General features: G+C 73.0%; 21 protein-coding genes. 10 read left to right on the top strand and 11 right to left on the bottom strand.

What is annotated here, in order from left to right; genetic code table 11:
* The first annotated feature begins 145 nt into the window (after positions 1-145).
* Positions 146-991: a CPBP family intramembrane glutamic endopeptidase gene (locus tag AB0D04_RS11790; protein WP_362701997.1), complete on the top strand. Its 846-nt coding sequence runs from the start codon at positions 146-148 to the stop codon at positions 989-991.
* Between the two features lie 46 nt (positions 992-1,037).
* On the opposite strand, the gene AB0D04_RS11785 is transcribed toward AB0D04_RS11790, so the two are convergent.
* Together AB0D04_RS11785 and AB0D04_RS11780 are read right to left on the bottom strand one after the other, a co-directional pair.
* Entirely contained in the window at positions 1,038-1,859 is an 822-nt protein-coding gene (locus tag AB0D04_RS11785; protein ID WP_362701996.1) for a PhzF family phenazine biosynthesis protein, read from the bottom strand.
* A 241-nt stretch (positions 1,860-2,100) separates the two neighbouring features.
* Positions 2,101-2,424: a hypothetical protein gene (locus tag AB0D04_RS11780; RefSeq protein ID WP_362701995.1), complete on the bottom strand. Its 324-nt coding sequence runs from the start codon at positions 2,422-2,424 to the stop codon at positions 2,101-2,103.
* A gap of 338 nt (positions 2,425-2,762) precedes the next feature.
* Here AB0D04_RS11780 and AB0D04_RS11775 point away from each other — a divergent pair, with 338 nt between their 5' ends.
* Positions 2,763-3,407, top strand: a complete 645-nt coding sequence (locus AB0D04_RS11775) for a PadR family transcriptional regulator (RefSeq protein WP_362701994.1) — start codon at positions 2,763-2,765, stop codon at positions 3,405-3,407.
* A gap of 77 nt (positions 3,408-3,484) precedes the next feature.
* Here AB0D04_RS11775 and AB0D04_RS11770 read toward each other — a convergent pair whose 3' ends face one another.
* The gene (locus AB0D04_RS11770; RefSeq protein WP_362701992.1) at positions 3,485-3,913 is read right to left on the bottom strand and encodes an SRPBCC family protein; all 429 of its coding nucleotides are present in this window, start codon (positions 3,911-3,913) and stop codon (positions 3,485-3,487) included.
* An 82-nt stretch (positions 3,914-3,995) separates the two neighbouring features.
* A complete protein-coding gene (locus tag AB0D04_RS11765) occupies positions 3,996-4,520 on the bottom strand; it encodes an HAD domain-containing protein (protein ID WP_362701990.1) in 525 nt (174 codons plus the stop codon).
* A 288-nt stretch (positions 4,521-4,808) separates the two neighbouring features.
* Between AB0D04_RS11765 and AB0D04_RS11760 the strand changes: the two genes are divergently transcribed.
* From AB0D04_RS11760 to AB0D04_RS11750, 3 genes are all read left to right on the top strand, one after another.
* Complete coding sequence (locus AB0D04_RS11760; RefSeq protein ID WP_362701989.1) at positions 4,809-5,339, top strand: Clp protease N-terminal domain-containing protein; 531 nt, start codon at positions 4,809-4,811, stop codon at positions 5,337-5,339.
* A gap of 49 nt (positions 5,340-5,388) precedes the next feature.
* Positions 5,389-6,465, top strand: coding sequence for an EamA family transporter (locus AB0D04_RS11755; RefSeq protein WP_362701987.1), 1,077 nt, complete (start codon positions 5,389-5,391; stop codon positions 6,463-6,465).
* A 178-nt stretch (positions 6,466-6,643) separates the two neighbouring features.
* On the top strand, positions 6,644-7,624 hold the full coding sequence (locus AB0D04_RS11750; protein ID WP_362701986.1) for an EamA family transporter: 981 nt from the start codon (positions 6,644-6,646) through the stop codon (positions 7,622-7,624).
* A gap of 46 nt (positions 7,625-7,670) precedes the next feature.
* On the opposite strand, the gene AB0D04_RS11745 is transcribed toward AB0D04_RS11750, so the two are convergent.
* Together AB0D04_RS11745 and AB0D04_RS11740 are read right to left on the bottom strand one after the other, a co-directional pair.
* Entirely contained in the window at positions 7,671-8,321 is a 651-nt protein-coding gene (locus AB0D04_RS11745; protein WP_362701984.1) for an FMN-binding negative transcriptional regulator, read from the bottom strand.
* Between the two features lie 9 nt (positions 8,322-8,330).
* A complete protein-coding gene (locus AB0D04_RS11740; RefSeq protein ID WP_362701982.1) occupies positions 8,331-9,053 on the bottom strand; it encodes a pyridoxamine 5'-phosphate oxidase family protein in 723 nt (240 codons plus the stop codon).
* A gap of 35 nt (positions 9,054-9,088) precedes the next feature.
* Between AB0D04_RS11740 and AB0D04_RS11735 the strand changes: the two genes are divergently transcribed.
* Together AB0D04_RS11735 and AB0D04_RS11730 are read left to right on the top strand one after the other, a co-directional pair.
* The gene (locus AB0D04_RS11735; protein WP_362701981.1) at positions 9,089-10,420 is read left to right on the top strand and encodes an aminotransferase class I/II-fold pyridoxal phosphate-dependent enzyme; all 1,332 of its coding nucleotides are present in this window, start codon (positions 9,089-9,091) and stop codon (positions 10,418-10,420) included.
* A gap of 20 nt (positions 10,421-10,440) precedes the next feature.
* Positions 10,441-10,740 (top strand): hypothetical protein, encoded by a 300-nt coding sequence (locus AB0D04_RS11730; RefSeq protein ID WP_362701980.1) that lies wholly within the window; start codon positions 10,441-10,443, stop codon positions 10,738-10,740.
* 112 nt (positions 10,741-10,852) lie between these two features.
* Here AB0D04_RS11730 and AB0D04_RS11725 read toward each other — a convergent pair whose 3' ends face one another.
* Positions 10,853-11,845, bottom strand: coding sequence for a DMT family transporter (locus AB0D04_RS11725; RefSeq protein ID WP_362701979.1), 993 nt, complete (start codon positions 11,843-11,845; stop codon positions 10,853-10,855).
* Positions 11,846-11,919: 74 nt separating this feature from the next.
* On the opposite strand from AB0D04_RS11725, the gene AB0D04_RS11720 reads away from it, so the two are divergent.
* Positions 11,920-12,828 carry a LysR family transcriptional regulator gene (locus AB0D04_RS11720; protein ID WP_362701978.1) on the top strand — a complete coding sequence of 303 codons (909 nt, stop codon included), beginning with the start codon at positions 11,920-11,922 and terminating at the stop codon, positions 12,826-12,828.
* A 37-nt stretch (positions 12,829-12,865) separates the two neighbouring features.
* On the opposite strand, the gene AB0D04_RS11715 is transcribed toward AB0D04_RS11720, so the two are convergent.
* The 3 genes from AB0D04_RS11715 to AB0D04_RS11705 form a co-directional block, all read right to left on the bottom strand.
* On the bottom strand, positions 12,866-14,248 hold the full coding sequence (locus tag AB0D04_RS11715) for a carboxyl transferase domain-containing protein (RefSeq protein WP_362701977.1): 1,383 nt from the start codon (positions 14,246-14,248) through the stop codon (positions 12,866-12,868).
* Positions 14,241-15,701 carry an acyl-CoA synthetase gene (locus AB0D04_RS11710; protein ID WP_362701976.1) on the bottom strand — a complete coding sequence of 487 codons (1,461 nt, stop codon included), beginning with the start codon at positions 15,699-15,701 and terminating at the stop codon, positions 14,241-14,243. Before AB0D04_RS11710 ends, AB0D04_RS11715 begins: the two co-directional genes overlap by 8 nt.
* Before the next feature lie 277 nt (positions 15,702-15,978).
* The gene (locus AB0D04_RS11705) at positions 15,979-16,443 is read right to left on the bottom strand and encodes a pyridoxamine 5'-phosphate oxidase family protein (RefSeq protein ID WP_362701974.1); all 465 of its coding nucleotides are present in this window, start codon (positions 16,441-16,443) and stop codon (positions 15,979-15,981) included.
* A 121-nt stretch (positions 16,444-16,564) separates the two neighbouring features.
* Here AB0D04_RS11705 and AB0D04_RS11700 point away from each other — a divergent pair, with 121 nt between their 5' ends.
* Entirely contained in the window at positions 16,565-17,209 is a 645-nt protein-coding gene (locus AB0D04_RS11700; protein WP_362701973.1) for an isochorismatase family protein, read from the top strand.
* A 23-nt stretch (positions 17,210-17,232) separates the two neighbouring features.
* On the opposite strand, the gene AB0D04_RS11695 is transcribed toward AB0D04_RS11700, so the two are convergent.
* Positions 17,233-17,520 carry a hypothetical protein gene (locus AB0D04_RS11695; protein ID WP_362701972.1) on the bottom strand — a complete coding sequence of 96 codons (288 nt, stop codon included), beginning with the start codon at positions 17,518-17,520 and terminating at the stop codon, positions 17,233-17,235.
* Positions 17,521-17,709: 189 nt separating this feature from the next.
* Between AB0D04_RS11695 and AB0D04_RS11690 the strand changes: the two genes are divergently transcribed.
* Complete coding sequence (locus AB0D04_RS11690) at positions 17,710-20,268, top strand: hypothetical protein (protein ID WP_362701971.1); 2,559 nt, start codon at positions 17,710-17,712, stop codon at positions 20,266-20,268.
* Positions 20,269-20,321: the final 53 nt, after the last annotated feature.

Here is a 20,321-nt window from a genome sequence, read left to right as displayed (position 1 = left end):
GATTCGATGGGGGTTCCATGGGGAGAGAACGCGCCACGTGGAGGGCGCCCGTCCCCGGCCTGTCGAGCGCGATCTTCGTATCTGCTGTCGAGACCCTAGCGGGGCGGTGGTGGTGACGAGGCGGTATCGCGGAAGTGGAGGAAGCGTGGAGTCGGAGACAAGTCCCGTGGCTGATGCGGACGTTCCAGGTCAGGGTCCTGGTGCGGGGCGGAGTGCGGGGGTCGCGGAGGAGCCCTGCCGGAGCGTCTTGAAGAGCGAGACGCTGCTCGTCCTGGCGCTTTCGCTGGGGGCCAGCGGGGTGTCGGCGCTCATCAGCTTCATCGGCTCGGTGACCAGATCCGGCGCCCTCAAGCATCAGGCGGCCACGCTCAATGGGTCCCATGCGCCGGGGCGGCCCTGGCTGGATCTCGCCTGGCAGCTGTTCGGCATCGCGACGGCCCTGGTGCCCGTCGCCCTGGTGGCGCACTTCCTGCTGAGGGAACGGGCCGGCGGACTGTGCGCCGTCGGCTTCGACCGGCTGCGGCCCGGCTTCGACCTGAGCCGCGGCGGCGCGCTGGCCGCGGTGATCGGAGGCAGCGGACTGCTGCTCTATCTGGGCGCGCGGGCGGCCGGCGTCAATCTGACGGTGGTCCCCGAGGCGCTGCCCGACGTGTGGTGGAAGATCCCGGTGCTGATCGCCTCCGCGGTGCAGAACGCCGTCCTGGAGGAGGTCATCGTCGTCGGCTATCTGCTGCGCAGACTGGGGCAGTTGGGCTGGGCCCCGATGGCGGCGCTGGCGGCCAGCGCGGTGCTGCGCGGCTCGTACCACCTCTACCAGGGCATCGGCGGCTTCTTCGGCAACATGGTGATGGGCGTGATCTTCGTCCTGCTCTACCGGCGGTGGGGCCGGGTCGGTCCGCTGGTCGCCGCCCATGCCCTCATCGACATCGTGGCGTTCCTCGGCTACGCGCTGCTCGCGGGCCGGGTGGGGTGGCTGCCCACGGCCTCATGACGGGGCGCGGGGGCGCGGTATCCCCGCCCCCGCGCCCGATGCGGTCTCAGCCGGCGGCCAGCAGCTCACCGTCGATGACGGTGACCGCGCTGCCGGTCAGCAGCGTGCGGTCGCCGCGCCACTCGGTCCGTACGAAGCCGGTACGGGCGCCGCCCTGCAGCCCGACCAGCGCATCGCGGCCCAGTCGCGCCGACCAGAACGGCGCGAGCGCGGTGTGCGCGCTGCCCGTCACCGGGTCCTCGTCGACGCCCACGTACGGGAAGAAGCAGCGCGAGACGAAGTCGTGGCCGCCGTCGGGGTCTTCGGCGCGCGCGGTGGCGATCACGCCCCGGCCGCCGTGCCCCGCCAGCGCCTTGAAGTCCGGCGACAGGGCCCGTACGGACTTCTCGTCGGGCAGCTCGACCAGCAGATCCCCGACGTCGGGGCCGGTGTCGTACGCCGAGCGGATCTCGGTGCCCAGGGCCCGGGCGACGACGGGCGGCACCGCCACCTCGGTCAGTGGTGCCGTCGGGAAGTCCATGGTGATCGACCCGTCGTCCCCGGTGGTCGTGATCAGCACTCCGCTCCGGGTACGGAAGCGGACCGTGCCCGTTGCCGTCCCGGTGGTGTGCAGGACGTGTGCAGTGGCCAATGTGGCATGCCCGCACAGGTTCACCTCGGCGGCCGGGGTCAGCCAGCGCAGCGCCCAGTCGGCGTCGCCGCCCGCGGGCAGCGGGTGCGCGAACGCGGTCTCGGAGAGATTGACCTCGGTGGCGACCTGCTGGAGCCAGGCGTCATCGGGGAAGGCGTCGGAGTCGAGGAGTACGACTCCTGCGGGGTTGCCGGCGAATGGACGCGCGCTGAAGGCGTCGACGATACGAATCCTCATGGCCGTGAGCGTAGAGGGGCCGCAAAGCCGCAGGCCAAGGCCAATCCCGGGAAATTGGCCCCGGAGGAATCACGGGATGGATCACGGGAGGGGGCAGGGCGCGGCACGGGACGAAGCACGGGTGTCTGTTCTCAACGAAGTCAGTCGCCGTCTCATCCAATCCAGTCGGCACGAGTCGGGCCACGCCGACTGGTTTCGGTGGGAGCAGACAGGCCATCGGCGTGGCCTGCGGAGGGGGACGTCACGCGCCACTGAGGATGAGCGCGCCCAGCGTGATCTGAGCACCCCACTGCAGCAGGACGACCCCCGCCCTGGCGCGCGTCCACTGGGCTCGGGGCCACACCAGTGCCAGAACACCGGCCGCGAGGGCGCCCCAGAAGCAGCCGTAGAGGGCCTCGCCCGGGACCGTCGAGCACTGATCGCCGTACGTCAGGCAGCGGCTGCCGCGACCGGTGCTGAGTACGGCGATCCACGCGACGACGACGGTCGGCACGAGCAGGACGAGTCCGGCGACGGACCATCTGGTGACGACGCGCGCTGTGAGGGGCTGCGGGGCGGTGTTCATGTCCTCATTCCAGTGCACCGGCCCGCGTGCGGTGATCCGGTCGCGTACTCAACCCTCCTGAGCACACATGCTCAATGTGTCCCCCGCGATCGCCACCCATGAGTACTTGGCGTCCGGCACCAGTCCCGTGTTGGGGGATACGCAGAAGCCGGCTGTATCCCGACTGGATTGGATGAGACAGGGACTGGCTTCTGTGAGAAGGGACAACGGGTCGGCTGTCGGAGGGGTTGTTCGGCGAACGGTTCCGATATATCGTTGAGGCATCGCGATCGGTCAACGATGGCGATGCTGTAACGACCGTAAGAGCGTCTGCAAGAACAACCGGAGAGGACGTCGTCATGCGTTCCCAGGGACACCAGCACGGCAACAACCACGAGCACGGACACGAGCACCGCCACGAGCACTGCGGACCCGGACGGCCGGGCGGCTGGGGCGAGTTCGCCGGCGGCTTCGAGCGCCGGCGGGCCGCGTTCGGGGGCTTCGGGCCGCCCTTCGGAGGGCCGCCGTTCGGCGGCGGCCGGGGCCGCGGCGGGCCACGCGGCCGGGCGCGGCGCGGCGATGTGCGCGCCTCGATACTGGCGCTGCTCAAGGACCGTCCGATGCACGGCTACGAAATGATCCAGGAGATTGCCGAGCGCAGCGGCGGGGCGTGGAAGCCCAGCCCCGGTTCGGTCTATCCCACCCTCCAGCTCCTGGAGGACGAGGGGCTGATCACCAACGCGAGCGAGGGCGGCAAGAAGCTCTTCTCGCTGACCGAGGCCGGTCGCACCGAGGCCGAGGGCGGCTCGGACGCCCCCTGGGAGGACGCCGGGCGCGGCGTCGACTGGGAGGCCATGAACGAGATCCGCAAGGCGGGCGGCGGCCTGGTCGAGGCGTTCCGGCAGGTGTGGGCCACCGGCAGCCCCGAGCAGCGGGAGAAGGCCATGGCGGTGGTCAACAAGGCGCGCAAGGAGCTGTATCTGATCCTTGCCGAGGAGGACTGAGCCGGGGAGGGCTGCGGCGAGGAGAGGTGAGCCGGGGCGCGCCGCAGGTGGCGCGCCCCGCGCCGCCCCGCCGGCCCTCAGCCCACCAGCCCCGCGAGCTTGCGCAGCGACTCGTTCAGCGCCGCGCCCGCGGAGTCCTTCAGCTTGCCGGCCATGAGGGAGACCGCGGCCCCGGTGAACGCCCCGTCGATCCGCAGGGTGGTCGCCCCGCCGTCCGGTGTCAGCTCGTAGCGCATCCCCAGGCTGACGCCCATCGGGCCCTTCCCTGTGATGTCCAGGAGGCGGCCGGGCTCCAGCTCCCGTACGGTCCAGGTCACCTCGGCCGGGAATCCCATCAGCTTCATGTTCTCCTCGTACCCCGCGCCCACTTCGAGCGGTGCGGGGCCGCCCTTGGGGAAGGCGGTGTGGGTGGCGTTCCACTGTCCGTACGAGTCGAAGTCGGTCAGCCGGTCCCAGACCTGCTCGGCCGGCGCCTCGATACGGGCCTGAGCGGTGACTTCGGCCATACGACCACCCCTTCGGTGACTGTCCCTGGCTGGTGCCGCGGAACGTAGCCGCACAGGGGTGAAGGTTCAATACCGGCGGCCATCAATGCTGATGGGCTGTCAGATTCATGCAGAGCCGCGGCCGGGGCGGGGCGGCGAGCAGCCGGTCGACATGATGGCGGCGCAGTCCGTGCGCCGGGTCCACCGGGATCAGCAGCCGGTCCGGCCGCCAGCGGCTGCGTCGTACCAGGCTGTCGGGCATCACGTCGTCCACCCAGGCGAACGGCTGGCCTGCCGCATGGCGCAGCAACGGCGCCCACTTCCGCGCCAGCAGGCTCTCCGGCCCCTCGAACTGCGGGTCATCGGGGCGGCCGGGATGGCCGGTGAACTCGACGACCGGCAGCTCGGGCAGCCCCAGCAGCGGCGCGATATGGGTGTTCGCGTGATGCTCCCAGGTGGTGGCCCAGACGAGGTCGTACGTGGCGGACAGCTCGCGCAGCCAGTCGGCGTGGTCGACGGAGAGCAGCACGGTGTGATCGAGCAGATCGTGCGCGGTGAAACCGGGCGACGGCAGCACCGGGTTCAGCACGCCGTCGATATCGAGGAAGAGCAGCGGTCGGGTGGCCATCGGAATCCTTCGCCACGGAGGAGTTCGGGGTAACAGGGCGCGGACAGACGGGCGTTGTCCGGCGGGGAGGACGCGGAGCCTGTCGGAGAAGGACGTACGAGGGGCGGTCTCCGGTTGCCGGTCACGGCACCTTAAGGGAACCGGCGCCCAAATGGCTCGGAGTCCATGATTCCGCCGCATCTCCTCCCTAAGGATGAGATGGGGTGCGGGCGTCCCCAACCAGGGTGGGATGCGTAAATGCTTCCCGCCGGGGATGCTCCGGGCCGCAGGGGCTGGTGGGGTGGATCTGTGCAAAACCGTACTGCGTATGGCGGCGGCGACGGCCCCGTCCAGGTGGACCTCGACACCCAGCTCACCGTGGAGCTGGCGACCGTCGTCTCCGCTGCCCGCAGGAGGGCCACCCGCGACGGCGACCGCCAGGTGGACACCGCGCATCTGCTCCACGGCCTCCTGGAATCCGACCCCGCGGTACGCGACGCCTTCGACGGTGGCCCTCAGATCGCCCGGCTGCTCGGCTATCTCGTCCAGCGCAGCATCGGCTACGGACTCCAGTGGCACGGCACCGTCGAGGACTCCGGCTCCGTCCCCATGGTCACCGAGGGCGGCGTCCCCGGATGGTCGCCCGCCGCAGCCGCCGCCCTGGACGGCGCCCTCGACCGTGCGCACGCCCGCTACGCCACCCGCGCCGGCTGCCTCGATCTGCTCGCCGCCCTGGTGGACGACCCCGAGTCCCGGGCAGTAAAGGTGCTGCGCCGCGCCTCCGTCGACACCGCCTCGCTCGCCGTGCGGCTGGACGGGGACGGCCCCGGCCAGGAGTGACAGGGGTCTCGGGGAGGGCGCTGCTGACGGCGGCTGTCATGATGACCCGATGCACGCGTCTTCGGGGAGCCCCACCGGTCCCGCCACCGGTATCGGCCCAGCAGCACCAGGGTCCACGGCGACCCCACAGGCATCACCGGCCCCCGGGAGGAGCGGACCCCGGGGGCGCGGCGCAGGCATCGGCATCGCGCTGCTCTCCGCACTCGCTTTCGGCGGCTCCGGCGTCGCCGCCAAACCCCTGATCGAGGCAGGCCTCGAGCCGCTGCATGTCACCTGGCTGCGGGTGGCCGGTGCCGCGCTGGTCATGCTGCCCCTCGCCTGGCGCCACCGCGATCTGCCGCGCCGCCGGCCCGCCCTGCTCGTGGGCTACGGGCTGCTGGCCGTCGCCGGCGTCCAGGCCTGCTATTTCGCGGCGATATCCCATATCCCCGTCGGCGTCGCGCTGCTCATCGAATATCTGGCGCCCGCCCTCGTGCTGGGCTGGGTGCGCTTCGTCCAGAAACGGCCGGTCACCCGCGCCGCGGCCATCGGCGTCGTCCTGGCCGTCGGCGGCCTCGGCTGTGTCGTCGAGGTGTGGTCCGGGCTGAGCTTCGATGTCATCGGCCTGGCGCTCGCCCTCGGCGCGGCCTGCTGCCAGGTCGGCTACTTCGTGCTGTCCGACCACGGCGGCGACGGCGACGATACGCCGGACCCGCTCGGCGTGATCGCTTACGGCCTGCTGATCGGCGCCGCCGTGCTCACCGTGATCGCCCGCCCCTGGACCATGCACGCGCAGGTGCTCGGCGGCAGCGCCTCCATGAACGGCACCCAGGTGCCCGCCGTACTGCTCCTCGGCTGGATCGTGCTGGTCGCCACCGTGGCCGCCTACCTCACCGGAGTCGTCTCCATCCGGCTGCTCTCGCCCCAGGTGGCCGGAGTGGTCGCCTGTCTGGAGGCGGTGATCGCGACCGTACTGGCCTGGGTGCTGCTCGGCGAGCATCTCTCCGCGCCGCAGATCGCGGGCGGCGTGGTGGTGCTGGTGGGCGCCTTCATCGCGCAGTCGGCGAAGCCGAAGGAACCGGCCACGGGTGCCCCGGAACCGGTGCCCGCCGGGGGCGGCGTGGCGGCCGGACCGGGCGCACCGTAGAGTGCCGATCATGTACCTGACTGTGCTGTCCCCGCCCGCCGCGTAAGGCGGGCGGCGGCCTCCGCGGAAACCCTGGCCCGGGCGAGTTCCCGGGCCGATCGTCGCTGCCTGCATACGGGACCACGCGACCATTGCGCGGCGCAGCGCGCCGTGCGGGATTTCCCGGAGCACATCTCTCATGTACACCACCACACCGTCTTCCGCCCTGCCCGTGGGCCGGGGGCTGCTGTACGTCACCTTCACCGGCATCGTCTGGGGCACGGCGGGTGCCACCGCCGCCCTCCTCTACGGGGGCAGCGGGCTCGGCCCGCTCGCCATCAGCTTCTGGCGCACCTTCGGCGGCCTGGTGCTGCTGCTCGCCGTACGGGCGCTGCTACGCCGCCGGTCCGGTACCACCGCCGGCGCCGTCCCCTATGAGCCGGTGCGCCGCCGTATGGCACGGATCGCCGTCACCGGTATGGCCTTCGCCGTCTTCCAGACCGCTTACTTCGCCGCCGTGGAAGGCACCGGCCTGGCCGTGGGAACCGTGGTCACCATGGGGGCGGCGCCCGTCCTGATAGCCATCGGCGCGCGCGTGACGATGGGCGAACGGCTGGGCGCGGGCGGCGTCCTGGCCGTCGCCGGGGCGGTGTCAGGGCTGATGGTCCTGGTCCTCGGCGGGGGCGGCGCAACGGTCCGGCCCGCCGGTATCGGCTACGCCTTCCTGTCCGCGGCCGGCTGTGCCGCGATGACGCTCCTCACACGGCGGCTGGGCAAGGGCGGGAGCGGCGATCCGTACGCCTCGACGATCAGCACCTTCACGGTCGGCGCGCTGTGCCTGCTGCCGCTCGCGGTGGCGGAAGGGCTGTGGCCGCAGGCGCACGAGCTGGGCCGCAGCCTCCTTCTGCTGGGCTACATCGCTGCGGTGCCGACGGCGCTGGCGTATGTGCTCTACTTCGCGGCGCTGGCCGTCGTGCGCGCCGCGACCGCGTCCGTGATCCTGCTGCTCGAGCCGGTGTCGGCCGCGGTCATCGCGGTGCTGTTCCTCGGGGAGCGGCTGACGATGACCACGGCGGTCGGGACCGGGATACTGCTGACGGCCGTTGCCGCGCTGGCGGTGACCGAGACACGGCGTGGCACGGTGGCCGAAGAGCCGGGCGGGGTGGCGGTAGTGGGGTGAGCGGGGGTGCCCGGCCGGCCGGTGGTCGGCCGGGCACCGCGGCGCCTCAGGGCCTGGTGCCGGACAGGGCGGCCCGGCGGCGCTCCTGGTGGCCGCGGGCCGCCTCGTCGCCGGGGCCGTTCCGCTCGGTGAGGCGCTGTGCGATGCGCTGCTGGACGGCCTCGCTCCGCTTGCCCGCGTACTTGAACTTCGCGTGCACCTCACGCACTTCGAGCCGCAGCCCGCGCACCCCGGAGAGCTGCCGGCCGTACGGTGCCCGGCCGGCGGCGACCGGGGCCGAGCCGCCCTCCGGCTGGAAGTGGCCCGTCTGGCGCTGCAGCAGCGCGGCCTTGGCCCCCGGGTCGTCCACGATATGGGCGGTGCAGGTCAGCTGGACGGCGGCGTAGAAGCTGGTGGGGACGCCGTGTTCGGGCGGCGCGCCCTCCGCCGCCTGCCAGGGGCCGGGGATGAAGACGTAGTCGTCGACCACACTCAGCAGGACCGTCGGCCGTTCCTCCAGTGCGCGCCAGATGGGGTGGGGGCGCGCCAGGTGAGTGATCGCCTCACGGTGGACCGGGTCGTACGCGAAGTGCGTCGGCTGCACCATCGGCGGTGCGCCGGCCGGGCCGTTGACGGCCAGCTGGCCGAAGTCGTGTGCGGCGAGCCAGTCCTGCCACTCGGCGTCGTCGGTGGGGGCGTCCCAGGGGTGGATCAGCATCGTCGTTCCTCAGCGGGTGGTCAGATACGGGGGCAGGGCCGTACCGGGGGCGAGATCGTCGGAGGGTATGGGGGCGCCGTACGCCGGGGCCACCGGGACGACGCCGCTCCAGTACGGCAGCTCGAGGTCCTCCGGCTCGTCGTGCGGGCCGCCGGTGCGGATCTTGGCCGAGACCTCGCGCAGGTCGAGGCGGATCACGGCGGTGGCCGCCAGTTCCTTGGCGTTGCCCGGCCGGGAGTCGGCCGCGCGGCCCGGCAGGACATGGTCGACCAGGGCGTCGAGGGCGGCCGTCTTCTCGTCCTCGTCGATGACCTGGTGGGCGATGCCGTGGACCACGACGCTGCGGTAGTTGATGGAGTGGTGGAAGGCGGACTTCGCCAGAACGAGGCCGTCCACATGCGTGACGGTGACACAGACCGGCAGGCCGGGGTCGGCTCCGTGGCCGGTCTCGCCGGTCTCGCCGGCCCTCCGCATCGGGCGGGAGCCCGTCGAACCGTGCAGATAGAGACGGTCCCCGGCGCGGGCGTAGAGCGTGGGCAGTACGACCGGGGCGCCGTCGCGCACATAGCCGAGATGGCAGAGGTATCCCGCATCGAGGATGGCGTGCACCGTCTCGTGGTCGTAGGCGGCGCGCTCGCGGGCGCGGGTGAGGACGGTGCGCCCGGTCGGCGCGTACGACGCGTCCCGTGCCACGTCCTGTGCCGGAACCTGTGCCATTTCTTCTCGTGCCATTGCCCTCTCCATTGCACTAGTGCATAATCAAGTTTGTGCTAGGAGAGTATCGGATCGAAGGGCGGCGCGCATCGGAGATTGCCGCCAGTGTCGAGCGAGCCGTCGGTGCGGGCGAGCTCCAACCAGGTGAAGTGCTGCCTCCCCTGCGGGAGTTGGCGGTCTATCTCGAGGTCAATCCCAATACGGTCGCGTCCGCATACCGGACGCTGCGTGACCGCGGTGTGATCGAAACCGCGGGCCGGCGCGGCAGCCGGGTGCGTTCCAGACCGGCGAGCACCTCTCGGGAGGCGTTGCGGGTGGAGGCGCCGCCGGGCGTACGGGACGCCTCGGACGGCAACCCCGATCCGGCGCTCCTGCCCCTGCTGGAGGGCGCGCTGGCCGAGGCCGCGGCGCGCAGCGCCCGGCGGCCCGTGCTCTACGGCACGTCCGCGGTCGACGACGATCTCGAGGCGCTGGCCCGCGCGGCCTTCCTCCGCGACGGCGTGCCCGAAGCGCCGATCGCCGTCACCAGCGGCTCGCTTGACGCCATCGAGCGGGTGCTCGCCGCGCATCTGCGGCCCGGCGACACGGTGGCGGTGGAGGACCCGGGCTGGGGCAGCCTGCTGGATCTGATCCCGGCGCTCGGGCTGCGCCCCGCTCCGGTCACGGTGGACGACGAGGGCCCGCTGCCCGAGCAATTGGCCCGCGCACTCCGGGACGGCGCCCGTGCCGTCGTCGTCACCGACCGGGCGCAGAACCCGACGGGAGCCGCCGTCAGCCGCGCCCGAGCCACCGAACTCCGCACCCTCCTGGCCGGCCACCCCGGCATCCTCCTCATCGAGGACGATCACGGCCACGGCATCGTCGAGCTCCCGCTCCATCCCCTCTCCGGCGTCACCGACCACTGGGTACTGGTCCGTTCCACGGCCAAGTCCTACGGCCCGGACCTGCGCCTGGCGGTGCTCACCGGCGATGCGATCACCGTGGACCGGGTGCGCGGCAGACAGCTCCTGGGGCCGGGCTGGGTCAGCCATCTGCTCCAGCACGCGGTCGTCCACCTCTGGCGCACGTCCGCCATCGACCCGCAGCGGGTCGCCGGGGCGTACGGCCGCCGGCGCGATGCCCTGATACGGGCCCTGGCCGAGCGGGGCGTACGGGCGCGCGGGCGCAGCGGGATGAACGTCTGGGTACCGGTCCCCGATGAGACGGGCGCCGTCGCCCGACTGCTGCAATCCGGCTGGGTGGTGGCGCCGGGAGCACGCTTCCGGATGGACTCACCGCCCGGCGTCCGGATCACCGTGTCCGGCCTGTCCGACGACGACATCGAGCCGATGGCCGACGCCGTTGCGGCGGCTACGGGTGCCGGGGAGGCGCGGCGGTATGAGTGAGGTCCAGGAGGCCGAGGGGCATGCCGTGTGGGGGCGGGCTTCCCAGTACGGATGTGCCCGGCCTGCACTGCGCGATGGGTGAGGCGTTCGCCGGGTCCGGTGGGTACTTCGGATCGGGCCGGAGCAATGTCAAGGACTGCCTGGACGGCGGATACGGCGTGGCGGCGCCCTTCACCCTGATATGGGGCGACGCCGACGTTGCGCGTCAGGCGCCGGCGGACGTTCCCTGCGACTACGGCGCCGCGGAGGGGCTCTCCTGCTTCGAGGGGATCGGGCGATTCCTCGAGGAACGCTACGGCGTCACGGTCGTCCTTGAGTGAGACGGGAGGGCGAACGGGCGGGAACGGGCGGGAACGGGCAGGGGAGAGCCCCCGAGTTGGGGCTCGGGAGCTCTCCAGAGGAGTGGCTTCGAGGGCCGGAGCCAGGGCGGCGCTACGCCTTGCGGCGGGGCTTGGACTGGGTGAGGGCGGCGCCGGCGAGGATGATCAGGGCGCCGACCGGGGTGTTCCAGCTGAGCCGTTCGTCCAGGAGGGTCACGCCGGCGGCGGTGGCGATCACCGGGACGAAGTAGGTGACCATCTGGGCCGTGGTGGGGCCGATCTCGGCGACCAGGCGGTACTGAAGGACGAAGGCGAAACCGGTGCCCAGGGCGCCGAGCGCGAAGGCGGAGAGCACCGAGGCGAGGGGGAAGGAGGTCGGCATCGACGTGAACAGGGGGGTCACGACGGCCAGTTGGAGGGTGGCCAGCAGCAGCTGGGTGCCGGTCATGGCGAGGGGGGAGTGCTCGGCGTCGGCCAGCGTGCGGCGGACGTAGATCCAGCCGATGGCGTAGCAGAGCGAGGCGCCCAGTGCCATCGCGGTGCCCGCCAGGTCCGTACCGGCGAAGCCCTGCCAGGCGCCGAGGACGGTCAGCACGCCCAGGAACCCGACCCCCAGCCCCGCGACGCGACGCCGCGTGGGGCGGTCCTCGGAGAGTGCGACGAGGGAGAGCACCATGCCCCACAGCGGGGAGGTGGCGTTGCAGATGCCGGCCAGAGTGGAGGGGATGGTGGTCTCGGCGTAGGAGAAGAGGGTGAAGGGGGCGACGTTGAGAATGAGCGCGGCGACCGCCAGGTGGCCCCAGATCCGGGGGGAGCGCGGCAGCCGCTCCCGCTTGATCGCGAGGATCGCCAGCAGTACGAGCGCGCCGCAGGCCAGCCGGCCCAGCGTGAACTGCAACGGCGCAAAGCCCTCGGTGCCCACCTTGATGAACAGAAAGCTGAATCCCCAGACGGTGCAGAGAATGGCGAAGCGGACCGGCCAGCCGAGGGTGCGGCGGCGGGCGGGGCCGCCGGTCACCTCGCCGGGGACAGGGGCGTCGGTGGTCGCGGACGAAGGGGGCGTGGTGCGGGTGGCGTCGGTGGCTGGGCCAGTGGCGGTGCTCATGCCCTCTACGATGCTGACCGCGATCTCGTAGCACAAGCGAGAATTTGTGGGGAGTATCGCGTAGCATTGCTTATGTGTTGAACCTTGATCGTCTACGGACCCTGAGCGCGGTCGCCCGCCATGGTTCGGTGAGCGCGGCCGCTGAAGGGCTGCATGTCACCACCTCGGCGGTCTCGCAGCAGATCGCCAAGCTGGAGCGGGAGACCGGGCAGCAGCTGCTGGCGAAGAACGGACGCGGGGTACGGCTGACCGATGCGGGACGGCTGCTCGCCGATCATGCGGTGCGCATCCTCTCGCAGGTCGAGCTGGCGCAGGCCGAGCTGGAGGCGCACCGCGGCCAGGCCGTGGGCGATCTGCGGCTCGGCGCGTTCCCCACCGCCGCCCGCGGGCTCTTCCCGCCCGCGCTCGCCGCACTGCGCGCCGATTACCCCCAACTCCGCGCGCGGCTGCAGGAGATGGAACCGGCCGAATCGGTACGCGGCGTGGTGCGCGGTGACCTCGATCTGGCCGTCGTCCTGGACTGGTACAACCGGCCGCTGCCGCTGCCCGATGGGCTGGCGAAGGCCCCGCTCCTCGACGATCCGGCGGATGTGGCGATGCCATCGGACCACCGTCTGGCCCGCCGGAGCACCGTCGACCTGGAGGAGTTCGCCGACGACGAGTGGATCTCCTGGCCGCACGCCGAGTTCTGCCACGACTGGCTGATGTTCACCCTGCGGGGCAGCGGAGTGGAGCCCCGTATTGCCCATATGGCCGAGGAGCACCACACCCAACTCGCCCTGATCGCCGCCGGGCTGGGCGTCGCGGTCGCCCCGCGCCTGGGCCGCGGGCCGGTGCCCGAGGGGGTGAGCGTGGTGCCCGTACGGCATACGATGCGCCGCCATGTCTACGCCATCTGGCGCGCGGACGCCGACCGCAGGCCCTCGATCCGCGCCGCTGTCACCGCGCTCCAGGAGGCGGGCAAGGCCGTATCGGGCGGGTGAGCGGGCGGAACACTTCCGGGGCGCGCAGGCGTTCCGGTCAGGCCGGCGGGACGATCTCGCGGATGATGCCCAGGGCCAGCAAGTCCTGCGGGCGGATACGGAGTTGGTCCGCGGTGCGGTGCACCTCCTGCTGGTCGCGTTTGAGGATGGCGGCGGCGAGCTCCGGGGCGATCACGGAGAAATAGCTGTCCGCTGTCGCCCAGAGGCGGCCGGGTGCGGCGAGGGCCAGTGCGCCTCCCGAGCCGCCCTCGCCGATGAGCAGGGAGGTGACCGGCACCCGCGCCGAGGCCAGCGCGGCAAAGGCATCGGCGATGGCCGCGCCGGCGCCGGCCCGCTCGGCCTCCGCGTCATTGGCGGCGCCCGGGGTGTCCACCAGAGTGAGCACCGGGATGCGGAGCCGGTCCGCGAGCCGCACCAGGCGGGCCGCCGTACGGAATCCGGCCGGGCGGGTGGCCGTACCGCACTGCGCCGCAAAGGCGATGGTCCGGCCGTCGCGATGGCCGAAACCGCAGCGCATCCCGCCGTCGACACCACCGCACCGGTCGCCGCTGATCTCCTCCCAGTCGTCGAAATACGCGCGCAGATACGCCTCGGCGCGCGGCCGCCGGGCATCGCGGGCGCGGACCACCGCACGCCAGCCGGTCTCCGGAAGGTTGCTCTCGCCGAGCGCGGACGGCGGCGGGGCCGCCTCGGGTGCGGCTCCCGGCTCCCTTTTGCCGCCCAGGAGTCGAAGCCAGCGTTGCAGCGCGCCGCGCAGCCGGTCGGGAGCGACGATCGCGTCGATCTGCCCGGCCGCGAGCTGGCCCTCGGCGGAGTAGGCATGCGGATCGGCCTCCGCCGGGCGTACGCGCGAGCCCGCGAAGCCGATCTGCGCACCGGGCAGGGCGAGGATCACATCGGCACCCGCGCCGAGCGTGGCCCAGCCGCCGCCGGTCGTCGGATCGCGCAGCACGGCGAGCTGCGCCAGCCCCGCGGCGCGGTTCCGCGCCGACTGCCCGGCCACCCGCTGGAGCTGGGTCAGCGCACGCATCCCTTCCTGCATGCGGCTGCCGCCCGTGGAGATCAGCGACACCAGCGGCAGGCGGCGCTCACGGGCCTCGGCGTACCCGGCCTCCAGGCGGTCGCCCGTGCGCTCGCCGAGCGAGCCGCCCAGATAGCCGAACTCGAAGGAGAGCAGGACGACTTCGGTGCCACCTATGGTGGCCAGGGCGCTGACCACCGACTCGTCCTCGCCGGTCCTGGCGCGGGCGCGGGCCCGGGACACGTCGTAGCCGCGCCAGCCGAGCGGCCCGTCCGGCCGGCCGGGCCCCGGACCCTCGGGCGCCGGCAGCTCGACGTAGGAGTCCGACACCGCCGCCATGGCCTGGCGGGCCGTCAGCCGCATGCTCGGCATCGGGGCCGGGGCGTCGGGCTCATGCATGGAGCTCGCGCTTCATGATCTTGCCCATGTCGTTGCGTGGCAGGGCGTCCAGGAAGTGCACCACCCGGGGCCGTTTGTGCGGCGCCAGTTGGCGGGCGACATGCTCGGCAAGCTCCTCGCCGGAGGGCGGCGGCCCGGCGTCCGGGCCCGTTTCGGCCACGACCCAGGCGACGATCCGCTCGCCGAGGTCCTCGTCCGGCTCGCCGGTGACGGCCGCCTCGGCGACCCCGGGGTGCGCCAGGAGGGCGTTCTCGATCTCGCCCGCGCCGATTTTGTAGCCGCCGCTCTTGATCAGGTCGGTGGCCTTGCGGCCGACGATGCGGTAGTTCCCCGACGCGTCACGGATCGCCATGTCGCCCGTACGGAACCAGCCGCCCTCGAACGCCGCGGCCGTGGCATCGGGGCGGTTGAGGTACTCGACGAACAGATTCGGGCCGCGGACCTGGATCTCGCCCACCGTCTCGCCGTCGCTCGCCTCGATGGCCTGCCCGGCGTCGTCCACCAGCCGGACATACACCCCCGGCAGCGGCACCCCCACCGTCCCTGCGGCATCCGGGCCGTCCGCCCGCACGCTGGTGTTCATCAGCGTCTCCGTCATGCCGTAGCGCTCGATCACCCGCCGCCCGGCGGCCGCCGCGATCCGTTCATGATCGGTCAGCGGCAGCGCGGCCGACCCCGACACCAGCAGCCGCGCCCGGGACAGCGCCTTGGCGAGATGGGGGTCGTGCCCGGCCTCGGCGGCCAGCCGGTGGTACATCGTCGGCACACCGAACAGCATCGTGCCGTCCGCGGACAGCTCCCGGGCGACCCCGTCCGTACTGAAGCGCCCCAGGTGGTGGACGCTGCCGCCGCGGCGCAGCGGGCCCAGGATGCCGAGGATCAGGCCATGGACATGGAACAGCGGCAGGGCGTGGACCAGGACATCATCGGCGGTCCACTGCCAGGCGTCCTCCAGTGCGTCGAGGGTGTGGGCGATGGCGCGCCGGGGGAGGACGACACCCTTGGGCGGCCCTGTGGTGCCGGAGGTGTAGACGATCAGGGCCGGCGCCTCGTCGCCCGGTTCGTACGGAAGCACGGCCGGCTCCGGCTCGACCTCGGGCGCGGCCACTTCGACGTCCATGCGCGGGAGCGCGGCGAGCGCCGCCGGCAGATCGTCGCCCGGTGCGGCCAGGACGAGCGACGGGGCACTGTCCGCCACGATGTGCGCCAGCTCGCTCTCGCCGATCCGGGGGTTGACCGGCACCGCGGCCACCCCGGCGAGCAGCGCGGCGACGGCGCCGACCGCGGTCTCCAGCGTCGGCGTCGCCCACAGCGCCACACGGGTCTCGCCGCCGATCCGCCCGGCGAGCGGCACCGCCACGGCGGTCAGTTGGCGGTAGCTGAGCGCGCGGTCACCGAAGCGCAGCGCGGGGGCGGGCGAAGCCTCGTGCAGCGCGGGGAAGAGCACGTTCACCGGATCTCCTTCGTCCTCGTCGGCGCCCGGCCCGTGGCGGCCGGGCCACCCCGCTCCCGCACCCGTGACGGTCGCGAACGGGCTGACCACTCCACTCTCGCAGAGACCACTGACAATGCGGTCTCCGACAGCGCGATCAAGACGTGAAGAGAACCCCGTCTCGCCGCTCACCGGCCTTGCCGCGCACCTGCCCTGCCGCGCACCCCCCGCTGCTCGCCCGCCCCCTGCTCATCCGCCCCCTGCTCACCCCGCCCCGCCGCTCGGCCCGGAATGCCGCTCAGCCCGGAATCTTGCGGAAGTCCCAGGAGGCGACGGACTGCGGCGTCAGCCGCAGCCACGCATGCCGCCCGTCGTGCGGCATCTCGTCCATCCCGAAGTACTTGGCCGCGAACAGCCGCTCCGGCCCGTCCAGTTCGGGGCAGGGCTCGCCCGTACGGGGCGCCTCGCCGACGATCACCGCCGAGCCCGCCAGCTCGACGCCGCGCAGTTCCCCGTACTCGTGCCCGTCGTCGACGACCACCGCGATCCGCGGGTCCTTGCACAGCTGTGCCCAGCGCTTGCTGCGGGTGATGGAGTACAGCCACAGTGCGGTGCCGTCCCAGACGAACCACAGTGCTCCCACATGCGGGGCGCCGTCCCCGCCGACCGTCGCGACCCGGCAGGTCCGCTGCGCCGCCAGGAACGCGTCGAGCTCGTCCCGCGTCATCATGATCTGGCGCCCGCGCCGCTGAGTGTCCGCCATCCGTCATCGCCTCCGCTGTCATCCCTCGTGCAACCTGACTGGGCGTCAGAAAGCATGCGGGCTCTTCCCAGAGGACGCAATGGCGGCTAGCCTGCGCGCCTCGCAGAGGAGGGGATTGCCCATGCCGTCGGACGCACGACTCATCGAGCAACTGGACCCGGCCACCACGGTGCTGCTCACCGTCGAGTGCCAGCGCGGCGTGGTCGGTACGGACAGCGCGCTGCCCGAGCTCGCCGATGTGGCCCGCAAAACAGGGGCGCTGGCGAATGTCGCCCGCCTGGTGGCCGCCGCCCACCTGGCCGGGGCCCAGGTGCTGCACGCGATCGCCGAACGCCGCCCCGACGGGCGCGGCGCCAGCCGCAACGCCCGGCTCTTCAAGGCCGCCGAGCGGCTGCCCGTCCAGCAGACCACCGGGTCCACCGCGGTACGCGTCGCCGAGCCGATCCCCGTATCGGACGACGACCTGGTGGTGCGCCGGCTGCACGGCCTGTCCCCGATAGCCGGCACGGAGGTCGACGCCCTGCTGCGCAATGTCGGGTGCCGGACGCTGATCGTCACCGGGGTCTCGGCGAATGTGGCGATCCCCAACGCCGTGTTCGACGCGGTCAACCTCGGCTACACGGCCGTCGTACCGGCGGACGCCATCGCCGGGGTGCCCGCCGAATACACCCCGGCGATGGTCCGCAACACGCTCGCCCTGGTGGCCACCATCGCCACCACCGACGACATCCTGGCCTGCTGGAAGCGGCCCCGCCGCACCCGCTGAACCAGGGCGCGCCGCAGCGGCCGTCAGCCGAACGCGACCGAGCCGCCCTTGACGTTCACCTTGGCCGTGGGCAGCGCCCTGGTGGAGGCCCTGCCGCCGCGCTCGCCGGTCTCCGCACGGCGCTCACCGGCGTGGCCGCCGACGAACGTCGCACGGCGCTCGGGCTCGGTCTGTCCTCGGTGGTCGTGCTGTTGAGCACCGGACGCGGGGCCGTGCCGGCCGCTGCACCCGCGGCCTACCTGGTCGTCAAGCTCCTGGGCGCCGGCTACCTCGTATTCCTGGGCGTGCGGACGTTGCGGCCAAACCGCCACCTCACCTTCGGTAGGGCAGGGCGACATTGAGTACGGGTACTCAAGCCCGTGGCCCACAAGGCTGCGCATACTCGCGCCATGGACATGGAACCGCCGGGGTGCCCGGACTGCGGAACGCCTCTGGGGTCGCCTCCGCCCGCGCGGTGCGCCCGTTGCCGAATTCCCCTGACCGGGCCGGATGCCCTCGCGTTGTGGCAGGTCACAGGAGAGTTGCGGGCGCTGGACGCACGCCGGCAGTGGCTGGTGCAGCGGCACGGCGAGTTGGTGGCCGGGCTGCGGGCACGCCGGGACGCACCCACGGGGATGCCGGTGGCCGCATCCGCGGGAATGCCGGTGACCGCTCCCGTCGGCGGAGGCGGCGGTGCGGCGGGCGCCTCGGGGCGGGAGTTCTCCGCGCCGTCCGGCCGGACCGCGCTGCTGATCGTCGGCGGAGTGCTGGTGGTCGTGGCCGCGTTGGTGTTCACCGTGGTGAGCTGGGGACGGCTGGGCATCGGAGGGCGGGCCGCCGTGCTGCTCGCGCTGACCGCGTGCGCGCTGGCACTGCCCCGTCCGCTGCGGCGGCGGCAGCTCACGGCCACCGCCGAGGCGTCGGCCGCGGTGGGACTCGCCCTGGTGCTCCTGGACGGCTACGCCGCCCGGGAGGCGGGACTCGGCGGTCTGGACCGCGTCGGGACGGCGGGCTACTGGGCGGTGCTCACCACGCTGATGGCGGTGGGAGCGGCGGTCTACGGCTGGTGGCAGCGGCTCCGTCTCCCGCTGCCCGTGGGGTTCTTGATGGCACGACTGCCCGGCCTCCTGGGCACCGCCGCCTTGGGCGGCACAGCCGAGGACTACGCGATCGCGATGATCGCCACGGCCGCCGTGGATTTCGCGGTCCTGTACGCGCTCACGGCACGCGACGGCGCCGGGCACGCCGGGCTCCGCGACCGGCTGGGCGGTGAACGGGCCGCAGCCGCCCTGGTCATGGGGGCCCGGGCGGTCGGCGGCGGCTGGGCGGTGCTGGGCGGGGCGCTCGCGGCGGGGCACGCGCTCGTTGCCCCGTCGCCGGCCGAGGTGGTGCGGGCCTGGGTGCCGCTGGGTCTGCTGGTGCTGCTCGGCACGGCACTGTGCCGCGGCTTCCGCACGTTGCCGATCGCGCTGCGCTCCGGCGCCGAGGGCGTGGCCGTCGTGGCGTTGATCGTGGCCGTCGGCGCCGGTCTGCGGCACATCATGCCCTCGGGGTGGGCCGTGGCCGGATACGCGGCACCGGCGGCGCTCATCGCCGTGTGGGCGGCGGTGTCCTGTGCACGGAGCGGCCGGTGGGCGAAGCCTGCGACGGGTGGGCCGTGCGCACCGCCGCCCGGAGCCGCGGCTGCGGTGGGAGAGCTGATCGCCGCCTCAACCGTCGTGCTGCTGACCGGTGTGGTGGTGCTGCCGGAGCTCGCGCATGCCCTCACTCAGCCCGTTGCGCACGGCGTGGTGCTCTGGAGCGACGGTCACCCGCCGCGGTGGAGCTGGCAGCTCGCGACCGCGCCGCTGGTCGTGCTCTGGCTGCTCGCCTCCGTCCTGGCCGCCATGGCCGAACTGCGTGCCCGTGCCGTCGGCGACCGGCACACGGACCGACTGGCGAACGCGCTGCACCACGCCCGAGCACTGGCTGCCGTCCCCGCGCTGCTCCTGCTGCCGGTGGCGCTGGGGCTGCCGTACGGGTGGGTGCTGGCGGCCGCCGCAGCGGCGTCCGTCGCCGTAGCGGTGGACGTCGTGCGCCGGCCGGAGGCCGCACTCCTACCGCGGCTCCTGGCGTTGGCCGCCACCGGCGCTCTCGCCCTGCTGTGGTCGTCGGCCGACCGGGCCGCCGTGCTCGCGGTGTGGGGAACCTTTGCCGCGTCGGCCGCTGTACTCGCCCACGTCCTCTCGGCGCCGACCACCCGGCCCGCCGAGCGCGCGATGGCGCGGGCCGCGGGTGCCTTCTCCGTCCTTGCCCTGGGTGTCGAGGCGGTCGCCTCCGGGATCACGGCCGGCCTGCCCGGGCATGTCACGGCGTTCGCGGTACTCGCGGTCGCTGTCGCCGCCGCCTGCGCCGCGGCGGCCTGGCACCGGATCCCGGGACGTGATCAGGTCTCGACGGCCGTCGAAGGCACGGGGTACGCCCTTGCGGCAACCGCCCTCGCCCTGACGGTCCCTCACCCCGGTGCGCTGAGCCTGGCCCTCGCCGTGACCGGGGTCGCGGGCCTGGCCATCGCGCTGCGCCCGGATCGCCGCCGCGCCGCACTCGTCGGAACCGGCCTGCTCATCGCCTCCTCCTGGGTGCGCCTCGCGCTGGCGGGCGTCTCCGCCCCCGAGGCGTACACGCTCCCGGTCACGGCAGCCGCACTGGTCATCGGCCACCGCCGCCGTACGACCACCCCGGGGACGGGCTCCTGGTCCGCCTACGGGGCGGGGCTGGGCGCAACCATGCTCCCCAGCCTCGCCGCCATGTGGAGCGACGGGAACTGGGCGCGGCCGCTGCTCCTGGGCGTGGCGGCCCTGCTCGCCACCGTTGTCGGGGTGCGCACGCGCCTGCAGGCACCGCTGGTCGTCGGCGGCGGCGTACTCGTGCTGGCCGGGATGCACGAACTCGCCCCGACCGTGGTCCAGGTGTTCGGCCTCCTGCCCCGCTGGGTGCCGTTGGCCGCGGCCGGGCTGCTCCTGCTGCTGCTCGGGGCCACCTACGAGAAGCGGATCGGCGAGGCCCGGCGCCTGCGTGACACGGTGCGCAGCATGGGGTGAGCCTTCGCCACGGCCTCTGGGGCGGAGGCGGAGGGGGCGCGGAGCGGTGGGAC

This window comes from Streptomyces sp. NPDC048483, from assembly GCF_040651455.1.
GTDB lineage: Bacteria > Actinomycetota > Actinomycetes > Streptomycetales > Streptomycetaceae > Streptomyces.
Note: the sequence above shows the minus strand (reverse complement) of the source record. Positions and strands in the feature narration are given on the sequence as shown.